Source organism: Methylobacter arcticus (assembly GCF_050917435.1).
Taxonomy (GTDB): domain Bacteria; phylum Pseudomonadota; class Gammaproteobacteria; order Methylococcales; family Methylomonadaceae; genus Methylobacter_A; species Methylobacter_A titanis.
In genome coordinates this window covers 1,084,101-1,100,084 of record NZ_CP159583.1, presented here as the reverse complement: position 1 = coordinate 1,100,084, position 15,984 = coordinate 1,084,101, and the positions used below count along the sequence as shown (strand labels likewise).

The 15,984-nt window shown below is 48.6% G+C and carries 15 protein-coding genes; 7 read left to right on the top strand and 8 right to left on the bottom strand.

The window, feature by feature from the left end; translation table 11 throughout:
- Positions 1–259: 259 nt before the first annotated feature.
- The 7 genes from ABXJ76_RS05335 to ABXJ76_RS05305 form a co-directional block, all read right to left on the bottom strand.
- Positions 260–592 (bottom strand): HPF/RaiA family ribosome-associated protein, encoded by a 333-nt coding sequence (locus ABXJ76_RS05335; protein WP_432744845.1) that lies wholly within the window; start codon positions 590–592, stop codon positions 260–262.
- A 262-nt stretch (positions 593–854) separates the two neighbouring features.
- Positions 855–1,166: a hypothetical protein gene (locus ABXJ76_RS05330; RefSeq protein ID WP_432744842.1), complete on the bottom strand. Its 312-nt coding sequence runs from the start codon at positions 1,164–1,166 to the stop codon at positions 855–857.
- Between the two features lie 79 nt (positions 1,167–1,245).
- Positions 1,246–3,789: an alpha-glucan family phosphorylase gene (gene glgP / locus ABXJ76_RS05325; RefSeq protein ID WP_432744839.1), complete on the bottom strand. Its 2,544-nt coding sequence runs from the start codon at positions 3,787–3,789 to the stop codon at positions 1,246–1,248.
- Positions 3,790–4,291: 502 nt separating this feature from the next.
- The gene (locus ABXJ76_RS05320) at positions 4,292–5,257 is read right to left on the bottom strand and encodes a hypothetical protein (protein WP_432744837.1); all 966 of its coding nucleotides are present in this window, start codon (positions 5,255–5,257) and stop codon (positions 4,292–4,294) included.
- Complete coding sequence (locus ABXJ76_RS05315) at positions 5,244–5,390, bottom strand: hypothetical protein (protein WP_432744836.1); 147 nt, start codon at positions 5,388–5,390, stop codon at positions 5,244–5,246. Before ABXJ76_RS05315 ends, ABXJ76_RS05320 begins: the two co-directional genes overlap by 14 nt.
- Positions 5,391–5,413: 23 nt before the next feature.
- The gene (locus tag ABXJ76_RS05310) at positions 5,414–6,805 is read right to left on the bottom strand and encodes a PQQ-dependent sugar dehydrogenase (protein WP_432744834.1); all 1,392 of its coding nucleotides are present in this window, start codon (positions 6,803–6,805) and stop codon (positions 5,414–5,416) included.
- The gene (locus ABXJ76_RS05305) at positions 6,763–7,113 is read right to left on the bottom strand and encodes a four-helix bundle copper-binding protein (RefSeq protein ID WP_432744832.1); all 351 of its coding nucleotides are present in this window, start codon (positions 7,111–7,113) and stop codon (positions 6,763–6,765) included. The genes ABXJ76_RS05310 and ABXJ76_RS05305 overlap by 43 nt, the downstream gene beginning before the upstream one ends.
- A 629-nt stretch (positions 7,114–7,742) precedes the next feature.
- Here ABXJ76_RS05305 and ABXJ76_RS05300 point away from each other — a divergent pair.
- A complete protein-coding gene (locus ABXJ76_RS05300; protein WP_432744830.1) occupies positions 7,743–8,786 on the top strand; it encodes an OmpA family protein in 1,044 nt (347 codons plus the stop codon).
- A 92-nt stretch (positions 8,787–8,878) separates the two neighbouring features.
- On the opposite strand, the gene ABXJ76_RS05295 is transcribed toward ABXJ76_RS05300, so the two are convergent.
- Complete coding sequence (locus tag ABXJ76_RS05295; RefSeq protein WP_432744828.1) at positions 8,879–9,232, bottom strand: hypothetical protein; 354 nt, start codon at positions 9,230–9,232, stop codon at positions 8,879–8,881.
- Between the two features lie 255 nt (positions 9,233–9,487).
- Here ABXJ76_RS05295 and cysD point away from each other — a divergent pair, with 255 nt between their 5' ends.
- The 6 genes from cysD (at position 9,488) to ABXJ76_RS05265 (ending at position 15,827) form a co-directional block, all read left to right on the top strand.
- On the top strand, positions 9,488–10,396 hold the full coding sequence (gene cysD, locus ABXJ76_RS05290; RefSeq protein ID WP_432744826.1) for a sulfate adenylyltransferase subunit CysD: 909 nt from the start codon (positions 9,488–9,490) through the stop codon (positions 10,394–10,396).
- A gap of 61 nt (positions 10,397–10,457) precedes the next feature.
- Positions 10,458–10,943 (top strand): ImmA/IrrE family metallo-endopeptidase, encoded by a 486-nt coding sequence (locus tag ABXJ76_RS05285; protein WP_432744824.1) that lies wholly within the window; start codon positions 10,458–10,460, stop codon positions 10,941–10,943.
- A 3-nt stretch (positions 10,944–10,946) separates the two neighbouring features.
- Positions 10,947–11,294 (top strand): hypothetical protein, encoded by a 348-nt coding sequence (locus tag ABXJ76_RS05280; protein WP_432744822.1) that lies wholly within the window; start codon positions 10,947–10,949, stop codon positions 11,292–11,294.
- A gap of 113 nt (positions 11,295–11,407) precedes the next feature.
- Positions 11,408–13,033 carry a sulfate adenylyltransferase subunit CysN gene (gene cysN, locus ABXJ76_RS05275; protein ID WP_432744821.1) on the top strand — a complete coding sequence of 542 codons (1,626 nt, stop codon included), beginning with the start codon at positions 11,408–11,410 and terminating at the stop codon, positions 13,031–13,033.
- A 273-nt stretch (positions 13,034–13,306) separates the two neighbouring features.
- Positions 13,307–14,566: a hypothetical protein gene (locus tag ABXJ76_RS05270; protein WP_432744819.1), complete on the top strand. Its 1,260-nt coding sequence runs from the start codon at positions 13,307–13,309 to the stop codon at positions 14,564–14,566.
- Positions 14,559–15,827 (top strand): hypothetical protein, encoded by a 1,269-nt coding sequence (locus ABXJ76_RS05265; RefSeq protein WP_432744817.1) that lies wholly within the window; start codon positions 14,559–14,561, stop codon positions 15,825–15,827. The genes ABXJ76_RS05270 and ABXJ76_RS05265 overlap by 8 nt, the downstream gene beginning before the upstream one ends.
- Positions 15,828–15,984: the final 157 nt, after the last annotated feature.

Here is a 15,984-nt window from a genome sequence, read left to right as displayed (position 1 = left end):
CTTGATTTTTTCGCCTTACTGCACCCGGAAATCTTTGCTATTGATTTTCATCTTTATACCTTTATTCGCTGTAGGCAATGACAAATGAGCGGCTTTATTTCTCGTCAGATAAGATCTGAATGTTCCGCATACCGAATCGATTGGGTTTTCTCACTCGATTCGGTTTTTATTATTTTCCAGTGCTGACGATCTTGCGGCGAAGACTCGCAGAGGTATCGTTTATCACTACCCCGCGAGTTTCGGACCTAGCGAAGGTAGATCAGTCTCTGTGACCTTTTTGATCGTGCAGCCGCCCGAGGGTGCTTTCAATCAAACTGCATAACTTATCGGCGGCACCGTCAACGGCTTGTTCCAAAGTCTGAGCATGGTGAGTGACTGCGACCGGCTGGCGACCTTCAAGACGGGCTTCGAGCATACAACGCATATCATCATTGCCGTTCTTCTTGTCACTGTTCTCATCGCTCAAGTGAACCTCCACTCGCGTGATATGCTCACTGCTTCGGCTCAGGGCATTTTTTACGACACCGCTAAAGTAAGTGGTCTGCGCCTCATGACCCTCAATGTTACGGTCGGTATTAATCTGGATTTGCATGGTGTTTTTTCCTGTTGTGATAATGATAAGGGTTGAATGCCGACAACTGACAAACAGTCCCGTCCCTGCCTCCATTCAACCAACTCGCCCAGATTGTCAAGCAGGTCATCGATTTACCGGCGGTTCATAATCTTAGCGTCTCAGCACGATAATTCGACTCGCCTGGGATTAAGCCTCTTGTGCTCCTTGAAAAGTTCAAGGCACTTCCTGCACGTTCTTGTCCACTAATACCTGCTCAAGCAATCGTGGCACCCTCACGGTATCACCCTTTCCAATTCCAGTGACGAATTTCTGGCATATCCTCACCATGCTTGCTGCTATATTGCTTGTGTTCGATCAGCTTGTCCCGCATGGCTTGTTTGGCATAAGCGGTGCGCACTCCCAATTGCGGGCACGTCACCAATTCATCGAAACCAGTGCATACGGGGAGATTAACACCTGCCCGTCCTAAGTCGGCGACCAGATAGCGAATCATCCAGCGCTGGTCATCGAAGTAGAAGTCTTTCACCTTCCCTATTTCCCCGTCAAAGCCGTGCAATTTGTAACCGTCTAGTGTTTTGACTTTGTTGAACATAGCCGGACTCCTTTGGTTCTTTGAGGTTGATTTTTATAGACTAACCGTGATTTTCAAGATCAACCGTTATGCTTAGCCATTATCGCTGCCACAGGATATGAGAAGCTTCCAAGGGGACTGCAACACCGTCACAGTGCGGTATGATTCGCACCGTATAGTCCGTTGCGGGACGGATCGCAGATACAGTCGCGCTGTAAACGGAGCCGTCCGACGCATCGGACGGCTGCCGCACGCGCTTCATATTCACCCGCTCCGCTGTGCTATTGCTAACGCCATCCGCATAAAGTTCAATCCGCACGGCCTCCGGATTAAGGTAGCCGAGATAAACTTGAACTTCAAATAAGTGTTGTTCACCGTCAGTCTCTACCTTGACGTCTACAAAGTGTAGTGCGGCCCATTTCTGTTCCAGACTCCGTTGCCATTCGACCATTTGCCTGCCTATTGCGCCTTTATTGGCAATGCGCAATTGGTAGGCGGTCGCAGCCGGGAGGTAATGTTGCTCGGTGTATTCGCGCACCGTGCGGTTGCCGGAGAAACGCGGGGTCAATTGCGCCATGCTTTCTCTCATCCGCGCTACCCAGCCGGTAGGAATGCCGCGTGCATCAACGCTGTAAAACTCAGGAATCACCTCGTGTTCCAGCAGGTCGTAAAGTGCGTTGGCTTCGACTGCGTCCCAGGCAGGATCGTGGTCATGCTCCTGGCCGTCCCCCAATGCCCAGCCTACCTCAGGGGTGTAGGCTTCCGCCCACCAACCGTCCAATTCCGACAGATTGAGACCGCCATTAACCAGAACCTTCATGCCGCTAGTTCCGCAAGCTTCCCACGGACGCATGGGCGTGTTGATCCAGACATCCACGCCTTGCACTAAGCGCTCGGTCAAATGCATGTCATAGTCGCTTAGGAAAATGATATGAGGGCGCACCTCGGGGCGTCGGATGAAATGAGTCCATTGCTGAATCAGCGCCTGCCCCTCCAAGTCTGCCGGATGAGCCTTGCCGGCAAGAATGAGTTGCACCGGTCGCTCGGCATTGGATAACAGACGGAGCAGTCGCTCCGGGTCGTGCAACAGCAGGTTCGGTCTCTTGTAGGTCGCGAAGCGGCGCGCAAAACCCAGGGTCAATGCGGTGGGATTAAACAAATGTTTCGCCTCTTCCACCGCCTCGGGAGAAGCGCCGGAGGCGGCCAGTTGCCGGGATAAGCGCTCGCGGGCGTATTCAACCAGAGACTTTCCGGCGTCGGCACGAAATTGCCAGAGCCTCGTGTCGGAAATACGCCGGATGTCTTGATCCATGGTTTCCGTCGGTCTCAGCCAGCGCTCTTTGCCACAGGCTTCCGTCCACAGATCATCGGCAGTAGCCGAGTCCCAGGTCGGCATATGCACCCCGTTGGTTACGTGTCCGACGGGTACTTCGTTCACCGGCCAGTGGGGGAAAAGAGGCGCAAAAAGGTAACGACTGACTTTACCGTGTAAGCGACTTACGCCATTTACCGCGCCGCTGCCCCGGATTGCCAAATAGGCCATATTGAATTTTTCCGACGAGTCGTCCGGGTTCTGGCGACCTAAGGCCAGTAAATCATGGAGTGTCAGCCCGAGATTCTTGGCATAACCGCCGAGGTATTGTTCGATAAGAGCCGGATCGAAACGGTCGAACCCAGCCGCTACTGCCGTGTGGGTGGTGAACAAGTTTCCGGCTCGGGTGACGGCCAGTGCGTCATGAAAGGACAGCGCGGTCTCTTTCATAAAACTGTGGGCGCGTTCCAATACCGCGAAGGCTGCATGACCTTCGTTCAAGTGACAGACTTCAGGATGAATATCCAGCGCCTCCAGCAGTCGCCAGCCGCCAATACCAAGCAACAGTTCCTGCTTGATGCGCAGCTCCGGGCCGCCGCCATACAGTTCGCTAGTAATCCCCCGATGAGCCGGAAAGTTTGCTGCATCATTGCTGTCCAGCAGGTAAAGTTTTACTCTGCCGACCTGGACTTGCCAGACGCGTAGCCAGACTGAGTAACCGGGCAAGGTGATTTCCAGACGCAACCACTCGCCGTCGGCTTGACGCAATGGCATTATCGGCAACTGTCCGGGGTCGTTATAAGGGAACAAAGCCTGTTGTGCTCCGTTCTTGTCGATCACTTGGCGAAAATAGCCTTGTTGGTAGAGCAGTCCCACGCCGACCACCGGTACACCAAGATCGCTGGCAGCTTTAAGCTGGTCGCCGGCGACATTGCCAAGGCCGCCTGAATAAATGGGCAGTGCTTCGCTCAACATGAATTCCATACTGAAATAGGCAACACAGGTTAACGAAATCTGCGGATAATGTTGCTGAAACCAGGCGGGCGTTTCCATCGTTTGCCGCCTGGTCTGCACCAGATCATCAACGATCTTACGAAAAACCGGATCGGCTAACACACGCTCTATCTGGTCGCGAGACACCGTCTGTAGAACCACCCAGGGATTCTGCGTAAGTTTCCATAGTTCGGGATCAAGTTGATTCCATACCTGGTCGGTAGCATGACTCCACGACCAGCGCATATCCAGCGCCAGCTCCGCCAGAGCATTGAATCCCTCGACTTCGGTGGATAGAAAACTGTATATTGGGCGGTCGACACGGGTTTGTTTGCTCATATTGTCGCCTTTATGACCGAAAAATCGCCCTAAAGCAAAGCTATCTACACCAGTCACTACATCCTGACTGGACTGGCTGCCCATGCACCCATTTAAGAAAAAACATTTCTTCGTTGCCTCGCGGGTAGCGTCACCGCCATTAGATTAAGGGCTTGGCATTAGGTGGGCGCGAATTTATTCGCGCCCACAATGTTCAGTCATCACTGTCTTTTCAGTCTAAATTTAATGGTAGTGCCACGAGAGAGCGAATAAGTTATGTAGATACCTATGCCCTAAACGACGGGACTTTACCGTGCTTTTTGTAAAAAACGATGTTATTGGGCCGCACGCAACCCAAATTGTTGCGCTACGGCTAACTCTGAGTCGCGGCGATTAGCCTGTTGAACGCGTCTAGCGCACGAATAACGCAATCAGAATGATGATGGGGATGGGGATGCCTAGAAAATACAAAAGTATTGAGCGCATTGTTTTGTCTCCTTAATAAGTTTAGTTGTAGGTATCATTACAGGTCACGCTGCCGACCGCCATAAGTAGCCGCGAAGCTGGCAACGAATGCACCGATGAGCAACGAAATAAAGAGCCACAGCGACGCGTAGATAAAAGCTTTGCGTGCGGAGTCGGCAGCTTCTTTAGTCACGGTTTCCGCTTCACCTAACTTGGTCTGTATGCGGGCATAGGTATCAAGCACTCGCTTCTCTGCGTCCAACTGCGTCAAACCGGTGCTCTGCGCGACAATCCGACCGACATACTGACTGTCTTCAGCGGGCAGAGGGCCCGCCGTGCGTATCGAGTTCATGAAGATGCGGGTAACTTCGGATCTGTGTCCGACAATGACTGGCTTTGGAGTAACTCTTGACATGCCGCCGCTTTCGTCGGGAGTTAAGACGGTTAGAGGCGCATTAAAGTCCTTTCGGAACAGCGAATCCACGAAGTAACCCATGGGTTCCCATTTCACCATTTCTGATCCACCCGTCACACCACTAATCGTGACAGTAGCTGCAGTAGTAGTGGCGACGCCCCCAGCCTGAATTCCACCGCTGACGATCGATCCAATTACCGACGTGAGTAACATGGCGGTCGCAAGCGCGGCTACAGCCCAAGCCAAGAAACCGTGAGCGGTGTCGCGGAAGTAAACCTCATCCGTATGCACAGAAACCCACTTTGTTCTCAGTCTGCCAGCCAGGTAGCCACCCATTCCAGAAGCAATGAGTTGGGTAAAGGTCAACCATAATATGGACGATACGCCGAAAGTGGTTGCACTTACGCCGCTGTACGCCCAAGGTGACACCGAAGACAAACCCAAACCTGTGCCCAGCATCAAAAGGATCAACGCCAAGGCTGCTGCTGCCGTGGCACCCGCCACTATGGCACTCCATGACACAGCGCTTGCATTGGCTTGCATGGATTCGTGGCAGACACCTGGCAAGGTATGTTCGCAGCCGAGTTCGTTTGCGCTAGGAAAGGTCATAATGAGTCTCCAGTAAATTGATATTGAAAATAGTATTGTGCAAGTCATCGCCACGTATCTGTACGCCATCGTACATAGAGGAAAATAAATTATTGCGCCAAATACCGAGCAGTCCCGACGTTGACATTGTCATAGACTTCTCGTGCTTAATTATGATCATTGAGGGCCATGGTCGGCGCCGTTAACACGCCAGACGATGTTGCCTACATCATCTGCGACCAGCAACGCCGAATGCTTGTCGAGCGCCACACCCACGGGTCGCCCGAACGCATCGCCATCGTCGCTAATAAAGCCCGTCAGCACATCGACTGGATCTCCGAATGGCTTGCCGTCCCTGAAGGGTACAAAGATGACCCGGTAACCGCTGCGCGGTTTACGGTTCCATGAGCCGTGCTGACCGATGAAAACCCCGTTGTCGAATGGCGCAGGCCATGAACTCCTCTTGGAAAAAGCCAGGCCGAGCGAAGCGGCGTGTGACCCGAGCGCATAATCCGGCATTCTTGCCTTGGCGACCAAGTCGGGTCGCTGAGGCTGCACGCGTTCGTCAAGATGCTGGCCAAAGTAGCTGTAAGGCCAGCCGAAGAAACTGCCGTCGGGTACCGAAGTCAGGTAATCAGGAACCAGATCGCTGCCGAGTTCATCGCGTTCGTTGACCACGGTCCAAAGTACGCCGCTATCGGACTCCCAAGCTAGTCCGTTAGGATTGCGCAGACCGGACGCATAGATGCGGTAGCTTCCGCGCATCGGGTCCACTTCCCAGATGGCCGCGCGACCATCCTCCTGGTCGAGGCCGTTCTCGGCTATATTGCTATTCGATCCCACCGTCACATAGAGTCGCGATCCGTCCCGGCTGGCTAGAAGATTCTTAGTCCAGTGGTGATTGATTGGCCCCGCTGGAAGATCCAGCACCTTGGTTCCCGGCTGAACGATCCGGGTTTCGCCTTCGACATAGGGAAACCTCATCACTGCATCCGAGTTGGCCACGTAAAAATCGTTGCCTATCAGCGCCATGCCGAACGGCGAATGTAGCCCTTCGATGAACACTGCCCGGGTTTCTGCCACGCCATCGCCATTGGCATCGCGTAGCAGAGTGATGCGATTGGCGCTGGGTACGCCTGCGCCAACCTTATTCAAGACCTGCTTCATGAACCAGCCTTTAATGCCTTTGCCATCCTCGGGTCTCGGCGGGGCATTAGTTTCGGCGACCAATACGTCGCCGTTGGGTAGCACATAAAGCCAGCGCGGATGATCGAGTCCGACGGCAAAAGCGTTCACAGTCATCCCCGGCACCGCCACCGGTTTTCCATGTTCAGGCCAGCCTTTGGCAGGAGCGATGTTCACCGTGGGAATCAACGTCGAGTTGGGCGGCGGCAGTTGCGGGTGAGGGCCAATGCCCGCCGAGATCGGCAACTGCGCCACCTCGCCACATGCCGTTAGAACCATGACAGCCACCGCGAATAAGAATGCGCATCTTAGATACATAACCATAATAATCCGATTTATATTTAGTGCTGAGCGCTCGCCATTTTCCGGCAACTCTCTGCACATTGCTCACAAGCTTCGACGCATTCGTCCATACCGCCGAGTTTCTCGCAATCCGCCGCGCAAGCTTCGCAGACTTCGGTACAGACCTCACAAAGACGATGTGAAAAATGAGAGCTACTGAGCTGAAAATTAGCCGATACCTGGCAGATCTCGGCGCAGTTCATCATCAGACGAAAATGTTCCGCTTCAATATGTTTTCCGCCGGTCTTGAGACAGTGGTTCATAGCGGTTTGCAAGCAGACTTGATGGCAATGATTACAAGCCTCTATACAGGCTTGCATGGCTTGATCAGTGTGGGATGAATGATTCATAAGACTCTCCTAAGTTAAAGAAATCAGGCGTGGAAAGATAAGCAAATCATCCCGACCAAGAATCAAGTATCGGGGATGAGATAGAGGGCGAAGTTAAAACCGTGAAGAAACTTTAATTGCAAAACTAACCGCAGTCGGTACGGTAGAGCACATACAGACAGAACGGATTCCATACACACTGGATTAACAGAGGAGAATGTTTGGAGCAGTAAATCTTAGGAAATATTCGCCTCTGTAAGGCAGTTATGTGCGGTAGCGCACGGACGCGACGCTAATGTTGCAGTTAAGCTACATTTGAGATTTTTTAGCAACACTGGCTATTATGAGGTATTATCTGTACGCAATAACTCATGGAAAGTACTTAATGAATAGCTGGCGATGTATGACTGATAGGTTAAAAAGACAGAAAACAATGTCTGGAGTAAGCTTAACAGGCGTAGCTTGTTTCTACTAAAAAGCGCTAGTCCAATTGATACTTTTTTGCGTGTATGTTTAGTGTTTGTTGGTTACCGACGACCCCTAGTTAGCGCAGATTCAAAATTAGCTAGTCCAGAATGCTCCCTGGATTTGGCAACACATTGATGTGTTTTTAGGGAGTCCATTTTTTATTACTTTGAAGGAAAAATATTATGTTGAAGAAAAACTTACTCGCCATTGCGGCATTTACCAGCGCGGGTTTCCTGCCGCTGGCAGAGGCAGCAGATCAAATACAGGATGATCGTTGGTACATTGCGCCTTTCGCTTCCTTTGTCAGAACCGGTGGCGACCGGAATTCAAGCGACGGTTGGGGTGGCGGCATGGGTATCGGCAAGATCCTCGACAAACATTTCAACGTCGAAGTCAAAGGCTTTTATCAAGAATTTGGCGGCGAAAACGGCCCCTGGAGCCTGACTGGCGGCACCGCTGACTTACAGTATTATTTCTCCCGCGACAAATTCTCACCTTACACTGTAATCGGATTAGGCGGCATGAACAGTTGCGCTTCCGCTAATTGCGGTGCTGGCATCATTGGCGAAGCAGGCGCAGGTTTTACCTACGAACTTCATGACAATTTCTTGCTCCGCAGCGATGTGCGTTATCGTTACAATAACAATCTGAATGCTCATGTACAGCCTGGTACTGACGAATTTCACGATATGACAGTTAATGTCGGTTTTGTTATTCCGTTCGGTGACAAGCCAAAACCTGCAGAAAAGTATGAGGCTCCTGTCGCAGTTGCTGCAGTTGCAGATTGTTCTACTCTTGATTCGGATTCTGACGGTGTTAACAACTGCCTGGATCTCTGCCCCGATACCCTCAAAAACACCACGGTTGATCATACCGGATGCCCAGTCAAGCTTGTACTGAAAGGTCAGCACTTCGAATATAATTCTGCGAAGTTAACCTTGAATGCCGAGCATATTCTTGATATCGTCGCGGAAAACATTGTTACTCATCCGATGAAAAATGATATCGAAGTCCAAGGGCATGCCAGCAGCGAAGGAGCCGATGACTATAATATGAGATTGTCGCAAAAACGTGCACAGTCAGTTGTCGATTACCTCAAAATGAAAGGCGTTACCAACAGACTGGTTGCTAAAGGCTACGGCGAAACTCAACCTATTGCCGATAACAGCACGGAAGCCGGTAAATCTGAAAACCGTCGTGTCGAATTGATCTGGATCGAATACTGATAAAGCGTTTTTCTTGATGCTGTAAACACTAAACCCGCTTTCAAAGCGGGTTTTTTTATGCCAACGGGTCAAGTTTTGAAAAGAGTATTCGCTTATTTCGAACGTTTGGTCGTATTGAATACAAAAGACGCAACAACAACACGGTTGTCGAATTTAATAACCAGGTCTTCGGTGCTGCCGTCACTAAACAAGCTGTAATAGTAGTTACCGTAGGTCCAGGTTTTCATACCGTTATCAAGGCCCGTTCTCCATGGGCTCCCAAACGTGGTATAGATGTCATTCTGGGTGGTTTGCCCTATCTTGATGGTTGAAACCTGACCCGCCGGAAACTCATGACCTACCGTAGCACAGCCTGAAGTCAACAGGATCATGATCACAACCAAGCCGCCTAACGTTTTCCGTAGTAACCCGGCAATACCTATTGAACCCAAAAAATCAATTTTCATTTTTACTCTCCATTCATTTAAAAAAATATCGTGATAGTTAACACATCACTCAATGAGTATTTCACCTTTTTTAACCCCTGTTCAAAAAACTGATTCTCAGACAAAGGCTTGCTAAAATATAGACATTAGCCAACCAATAATATCAATAAATCCCAAGAAATCTGGCATTAAAAGCCCGTTCAAATTAAAATAACCCACTTATTATCGTGCGCATTCAATAAACATAGCGTGACCTCCAAACCTGACGGACTTTTAATGACTGATTATAAACTGACCCACCTTAAACAACTGGAAGCTGAAAGCATTCATATTATTCGTGAAGTTGCAGCCGAATTTGAACGTCCGGTGATGTTGTATTCTGTCGGCAAGGATTCTGCCGTGATGTTGCATTTGACCATGAAAGCCTTCTATCCAGGCAAACCGCCGTTTCCGTTGCTGCATGTGGACACCACCTGGAAGTTCAAGGAAATGATCGAGTTTCGCGATCAGATGATCAAGCAGCTGGGGCTTGAGTTGCTGATTCATATCAATCAGGATGGCGTCGATCAGGGCATAGGGCCTTTTACCCACGGCAGTAAAAAACACACCGACGTGATGAAAACCGACGGCCTTAAACAGGCGCTGAATAAATACCAGTTTGACGCGGCTTTTGGCGGTGCTCGACGTGACGAGGAAAAATCACGCGCCAAGGAACGGGTGTATTCGTTCCGCGACAAGAATCACCGCTGGGATCCTAAAAACCAGCGCCCCGAATTATGGAATATCTATAACGGCAAAATCGACAAAGGCGAAAGCATCAGGGTATTTCCGCTGTCCAACTGGACGGAGCTGGACATCTGGCAATACATCCACCTGGAAAATATTCCCATCGTGCCGTTGTATTTCGCCAAGGAGCGCCCGGTTGTTGAGCGTGACGGCATGTTAATCATGGTTGATGATGAGCGTATGCCAATCGGCCCCGATGAAAAAGTTGAAATGAAAATGGTGAGATTCCGTACTTTAGGCTGCTACCCGTTGACCGGCGCAGTCGAATCAACCGCCACCACGCTGCCGGAAATCATCCAGGAAATGCTGTTAACCACAACTTCAGAACGTCAGGGACGGTTAATAGACCATGACCAATCGGGTTCTATGGAGCAAAAGAAACGAGAAGGGTATTTTTAATGATATTCTTCCCGTTATGCTGTATATGTGATATTGAACTAGTTAGATGAGGAGCATAAATGTGAATCCGCAAACAGATGCGTCAGAACTTCTAACAACAATGTGGAGCGGTCGGCCTTTGCCTGTTGACCCGGTTCAGATAGCCTGGGAGCTGGGCATTGATGTTGTCGAAACCATGCTCCCAGACAATGTTTCAGGCGCCTTGATAAAAGATGAGGGAAGAGACCCAGTTATTCTTCTTTGTAACTCTGACAGTAAAAACAGAAAACGTTTTAGCTGCGCTCATGAAATAGGTCACTACGTCTATCGATTGGCAACTAATGGCGCTCATTACGAGTATATCGATTTTCGCAATGAACTTTCCGCAACAGGCAATGATTCTGAAGAAATTTATGCAAATCAATTTGCAGCCGAGTTACTCATGCCTGCAAAGGAAGTTCAATCTCTCAATACTCAAGGACTCCCTGCATTTTTAATAGCCCAACACTTTGGCGTATCCGATGATGCGGTCCGGTTTCGATTAAAAAATCTTGGCTTAAGTTCTTAATTGATGAGCATTAAACAACAATCCACTGATATAGCGGAAGTAACTAAAAAACTACGCTTAGCATTAGAAGCCAAAGACCAAACAATTGAGTTAAAAAGCCTTGATCCTTTAACTCAGGCTAAAGTCGATGATCAAGTTGCAGATACCGAGCTCAAAAAACGATATGCTAATTGGTTTATTTGGATACTAATCGGTCAACTGGTCGCTATGAATGCTATTTTTATAGCAACAGGCATTGATTATTTACATTTCCAAGACCCAACACATCTTAACTTATTTATGGGAGGGACTTTAGCAGAAGTGTTTGGTGTTGTACTCGTTATCACTCGCTATTTGTTTTCAAAAAAATAATTTGAAAACCTACTTGATGTTGATTGCTTTACTCAATAAAAATGCTCCGATTGTTTCTCCTTTACAGATCTAGCAATTAAATTCAACTTAAAATTTAAGGTAACTCCTTCCTCATGTCCCACCAATCCGATTTAATCAGTACCGATATAGACGCCTATTTGGCGCAACACGAACGCAAGGAATTATTGCGTTTTTTAACCTGCGGCAATGTCGATGACGGCAAAAGTACGCTGATCGGCCGCCTGCTGCACGACTCCAAAATGATCTATGAAGATCAACTGGCTGCAGTTCAGGCCGACAGCGTCAAATCAGGCACCACCGGCGCCGGCAAAATCGACCTGGCGTTGCTGGTTGACGGCCTGCAAGCCGAGCGCGAACAAGGCATCACCATTGATGTGGCGTATCGTTATTTCTCTACCGCCACGCGCAAATTCATTATTGCCGACACCCCGGGACACGAGCAGTACACCCGCAACATGGCGACCGGCGCTTCAACCTGCGATTTGGCGATTATCCTGATCGATGCCCGTTACGGCGTGCAGACCCAGACCAAACGGCACAGCTTTATCGCGTCGTTACTGGGCATTCATCACATCATCGTCGCGATCAATAAAATGGACTTGATTGAGTACCGCGAAGCCACGTTTAATAAAATCAAACAGGACTATCTGGATTTTACTCAGTCGCTGGCTTTGCAGGACATCACTTTTATCCCGATGTCGGCGCTGGACGGCGATAACGTGGTCAATCCCAGCGAACACATGCCCTGGTTTACCGGCATGCCGTTAATGGAAGCGCTGAACAGCATCGAAATCGCCAATGACCGCAATTTTGACGATGCCCGTTTTCCGGTGCAGTACGTCAACCGCCCCAATCTCGATTTTCGCGGTTTTTGCGGCACGGTCGCTTCCGGCATTTTCAAAAAAGGCGACAAGATCACCGCCCTGCCCTCCGGAAAAATCAGCAAAATCAAGTCCATCGTGACTTACGACGGCGAACTGGAGCAAGCTTTTGCGCCGATGGCGGTCACCTTGACGCTGGAAGACGAGATCGATATTAGCCGCGGCGACATGCTGATCGGCGCAGAACAAAACCCGGCGACCGTCTCGGACAAATTTAAGGCCACTATCGTCTGGATGGCTGAAAATGCCCTGACACCCGGTAAACAATACGTGATTAAACTGGCGACGCGTAGCGTATCCGGGTCTATCGCGATGATTCACCATAGAATCGACGTCAATACGCTGGAACACCATGATGCTGTCGAACTGCACTTGAATGAGATCGGTTCCTGTACGGTTTCAGTCAACGCGCCGGTCGTGTTCGATCCCTACCTTACCCATAAAGGCACCGGTTCTTTCATTATCATAGACCGCTTGACCAACAGCACCGTCGGCGCAGGCATGATTACCGGCGGCATTGATCAGGAAAACCTGAATCCGGTCAGCCCCGAAGAACGCGCCGCACGTTTTAGTCAAACGGCGACAGCGATTGCTTTGACCGGCTCAAATGCTAAAGAAATCGCCTATCAACTGGAGAGGAAACTATTTGATAACGGTCATGCAACGACCGTTTTAGAAACGCAAAATACATCGCTGATAGTCGCCGTTAAAAATGCCGGACTGCTTTGTTTATGCGTTAATTACAGCGCCAATCTGGCGGATATTAGTTTTGATAGCGATGCAGTCGATATTGACACTATTTACAGTGCGCTGAAAGACCGAAAAGTTATCTATTAACGACAGCCTGCAGGGGCGAATGAATTCGCCCCTGCACAATACTCTTATCAATCCCGCACGCTTGAAACCCATCACATTAAAATGTTTCAATCCACATTCGACCTCATCTGTCAAATGACTTGTCTTACGACAATCCATCGACAGATAGAGGTCGGTGAATTGCCTGGCCGTAAACGACGAGGTTACCTGAAAGGATAACGATACTAAAGCAGCGTTGTCAACGTTGAACGAATCTCCCTGAAGGGAGAGTTCTCAAACTAACAAAGAAATTTGATGAAAACTTCCGAATTTTCCAAAATAAGAGCTTCCGGCGTGGGCTATCTGATTAATAGCATCCAGACTTTATTTGTCGGCATGCTCAGAATATGGACGATCCCCATTGTATTGATGTTGAGCGTCGCTTCAGGTTTTACCACCTACTACGGCTTATCCCATTTTATTACTCCGTGGATTGCACTGGTCATTACCATTGCCATCCAATCTATCATCGTTATTTGTTCGCTGGAAATTGCCGGAATTCATTGGCAGGCCAACCGGATGCGCTATTTTGCGGTGGTTTGTTCGCTGTTCATTGCGCTGAGCGCTTCGGTTTCATTCTCTTATTTCAAGTTTTATGAAATTTCCGAGCACGACACTCAGCACATTAACCGCTTAAATCAAATCAGAACCGATATAAAAACCTATGTAGACCGTGTCTTGACCATTAAAGCCGAGGTTTTAAAGCAACAACGCGCCGATATGGAAAAAGCCTCGCTTGAAGTATCACAAGCCTATTTTGGCACGCACCCGCAAATTGTTGAAGGCTACAAGCAGCAAGTCGGCGAAGGGCCGTTCTGGAAGCATTACAACCAGATTTACCTGGAGAAAAAACAGCAACAGGCCAAATTCGATGATGATTTTTCTGCATTGGACAAAGACATTCAAAAACTGCAAGCCAGTATCAATGACCTCGATGTCGCGGCGAACATTGAAAATGCCTACTATGCGATGCTGAAAAACTTCCAGAGTGTCCAGTTAAAGATCAACCTGTTATCCGGCAATATCGGGCAGTCCTTACCGGAAGCGCCTTTGTTGATGACTTACAAGCAATTCACCGCCGATGTCCAGCCTTCGGCCGCGATGTGGTCCGAGTTTTCATTGTTCGCTTTTGTTTGTGCGGCGATGGTTGATTTTTTCACCGTATTACTGTCATACCGCCTCGAGTTTACGGCTCCCGGCCCATTAACCGCCGAGGAAGAGGAGCTGGTTTTTGAATGCTTACGACAGTTTACCGAGTTCCGGATCAATAAAAACGACGAACTTGAAATGATTATCGAGAAAACCGAACTGGAACGAGCCAGACGTTACTCCGACTGGTCAAGAATGTTTGCCGTAGGTTTATTATTAAACCGGGGTTTCTTAAGAAAAATCGATGACAAAACCGTCGAGTTCGCGCCTAATCTTTATCCATTGATTGCCGAGAAAATGGGCGATAAAATTAGCCGATTAAAAGCCGAGTCGATCCTGAGCAAACAAGCAAATGCTGATGAATAGTTCCAGAACTGAAATCGACAAATGGTTTATTGACGGCAGCTTAGCAAGCGATGAGCTCGGGCTGTCAGAGCTATGGGAACCCGTTTTTGATGTTGATCGCCAGCTTGTCCATACCAAAATCGGCCCTTATTCGAAATTATTTTTACGCCCCGAAGGATTTGTTAAACGCTTTTATCACCATGTTTATCCATTACCGGTTGAAAACTGGCGCATTACCCAGCAAATCAAGCTTTACGACGGCTTTTGTACCATTGATGTAGCGCTGGACATTCGCTTTCAGGCTAGCTTGAAATATGCTCTCAGCAATATGGATATTTTGTCTGACATCAATAAGCATATCAAAACCGCCTATGAAGATTTGCTTATTAATCTGATAAATAAAGAGTTAGTTAATTTATCGGATGGCGCCTGGGTACAAAAAGGCGTAGCCGACATTGAAAAGAAGATTTCTTTGGCCGCCAGTGAAATGCTGATATTGCAAAATATCCAATCGCAAATATTATGCACTTTAAAACCCTCATTTGAAGAATTCCCCAACGTACAATTGCCCAAAGAACATGTTTATTTATGCGTCCTTAAAAAAAGCTTTGAGGTTGATGAGGCAAAAAGAGAGGAATTATTTCGTCAGGAACAAGAAATTGAACAGCAACAATTGGAACATAAACAAAAACAGCTCGATCAACTAAACCGCGATGCTGAACTGGAACGCTTAAAGCAAGCCCAGGACGCATTCAATAAAAAGCGCTTATTTGAAGAAAAACAACATCAGCTACAGGAACAGTTTGACATTGAAAGACGCCTCCATGCCGAACAAGTTAAGCATGATAATAGCCTTAAGGAAATAACTCTGGAAGCGAATCTTCAGAAACAGCAAAAACAGGAATCCCGCCTGAGAATGGCAGAACAACAAGCTCACCTGGAATCATTGGCACACCAGGCCAAATTAAAAGCCCAAGAACTGGAAGCCGACATTGCCAAATATGAACTCCAGCAGGCCAAATGGAGGGAATCCAAGAACACAATCCATAGCCAACAACTCGCCATTGAAAAACGCCAAAAACAATTGGAATTCGATGCCGATGTCGAGTCCCAAAAACACCGGGAACAACAGCGCTTGGAATTACAGCAACAAAGCTATAACAAAAACAAGGAATCCGATATTTATCTTCGCCGGGAAATCGAATTACTCGCACTTGAAAAACAACGCCTGGAGCTGCAACTGGCGATAAAGGCCGCGAAAAAACAGGGGGAAGACAAATAGTGGGCGTCCATTTAAGCCAAGACAACCCTGTAAGATTTAATGGCATCGCCGCCATTACATTAACCTATCGAGTAAAACTATTCAGTGTGAATTTAAGAAGTTGATATTTGGCAATCCACGCGGTGTAGGGGAGACGCAAGTCGCCCCTACCCTTTAC

Coding starts and splice junctions, on each gene's coding strand:
- ABXJ76_RS05335 (WP_432744845.1), bottom strand. CDS start 592: ATGCAAATCCAGATTAATACCGACCGTAACATTGAGGGTCATGAGGCG.
- ABXJ76_RS05330 (WP_432744842.1), bottom strand. CDS start 1,166: ATGTTCAACAAAGTCAAAACACTAGACGGTTACAAATTGCACGGCTTT.
- glgP (WP_432744839.1), bottom strand. CDS start 3,789: ATGAGCAAACAAACCCGTGTCGACCGCCCAATATACAGTTTTCTATCC.
- ABXJ76_RS05320 (WP_432744837.1), bottom strand. CDS start 5,257: ATGACCTTTCCTAGCGCAAACGAACTCGGCTGCGAACATACCTTGCCA.
- ABXJ76_RS05315 (WP_432744836.1), bottom strand. CDS start 5,390: ATGACAATGTCAACGTCGGGACTGCTCGGTATTTGGCGCAATAATTTA.
- ABXJ76_RS05310 (WP_432744834.1), bottom strand. CDS start 6,805: ATGTGCAGAGAGTTGCCGGAAAATGGCGAGCGCTCAGCACTAAATATA.
- ABXJ76_RS05305 (WP_432744832.1), bottom strand. CDS start 7,113: ATGAATCATTCATCCCACACTGATCAAGCCATGCAAGCCTGTATAGAG.
- ABXJ76_RS05300 (WP_432744830.1), top strand. CDS start 7,743: ATGTTGAAGAAAAACTTACTCGCCATTGCGGCATTTACCAGCGCGGGT.
- ABXJ76_RS05295 (WP_432744828.1), bottom strand. CDS start 9,232: ATGAAAATTGATTTTTTGGGTTCAATAGGTATTGCCGGGTTACTACGG.
- cysD (WP_432744826.1), top strand. CDS start 9,488: ATGACTGATTATAAACTGACCCACCTTAAACAACTGGAAGCTGAAAGC.
- ABXJ76_RS05280 (WP_432744822.1), top strand. CDS start 10,947: ATGAGCATTAAACAACAATCCACTGATATAGCGGAAGTAACTAAAAAA.
- cysN (WP_432744821.1), top strand. CDS start 11,408: ATGTCCCACCAATCCGATTTAATCAGTACCGATATAGACGCCTATTTG.
- ABXJ76_RS05270 (WP_432744819.1), top strand. CDS start 13,307: ATGAAAACTTCCGAATTTTCCAAAATAAGAGCTTCCGGCGTGGGCTAT.
- ABXJ76_RS05265 (WP_432744817.1), top strand. CDS start 14,559: ATGAATAGTTCCAGAACTGAAATCGACAAATGGTTTATTGACGGCAGC.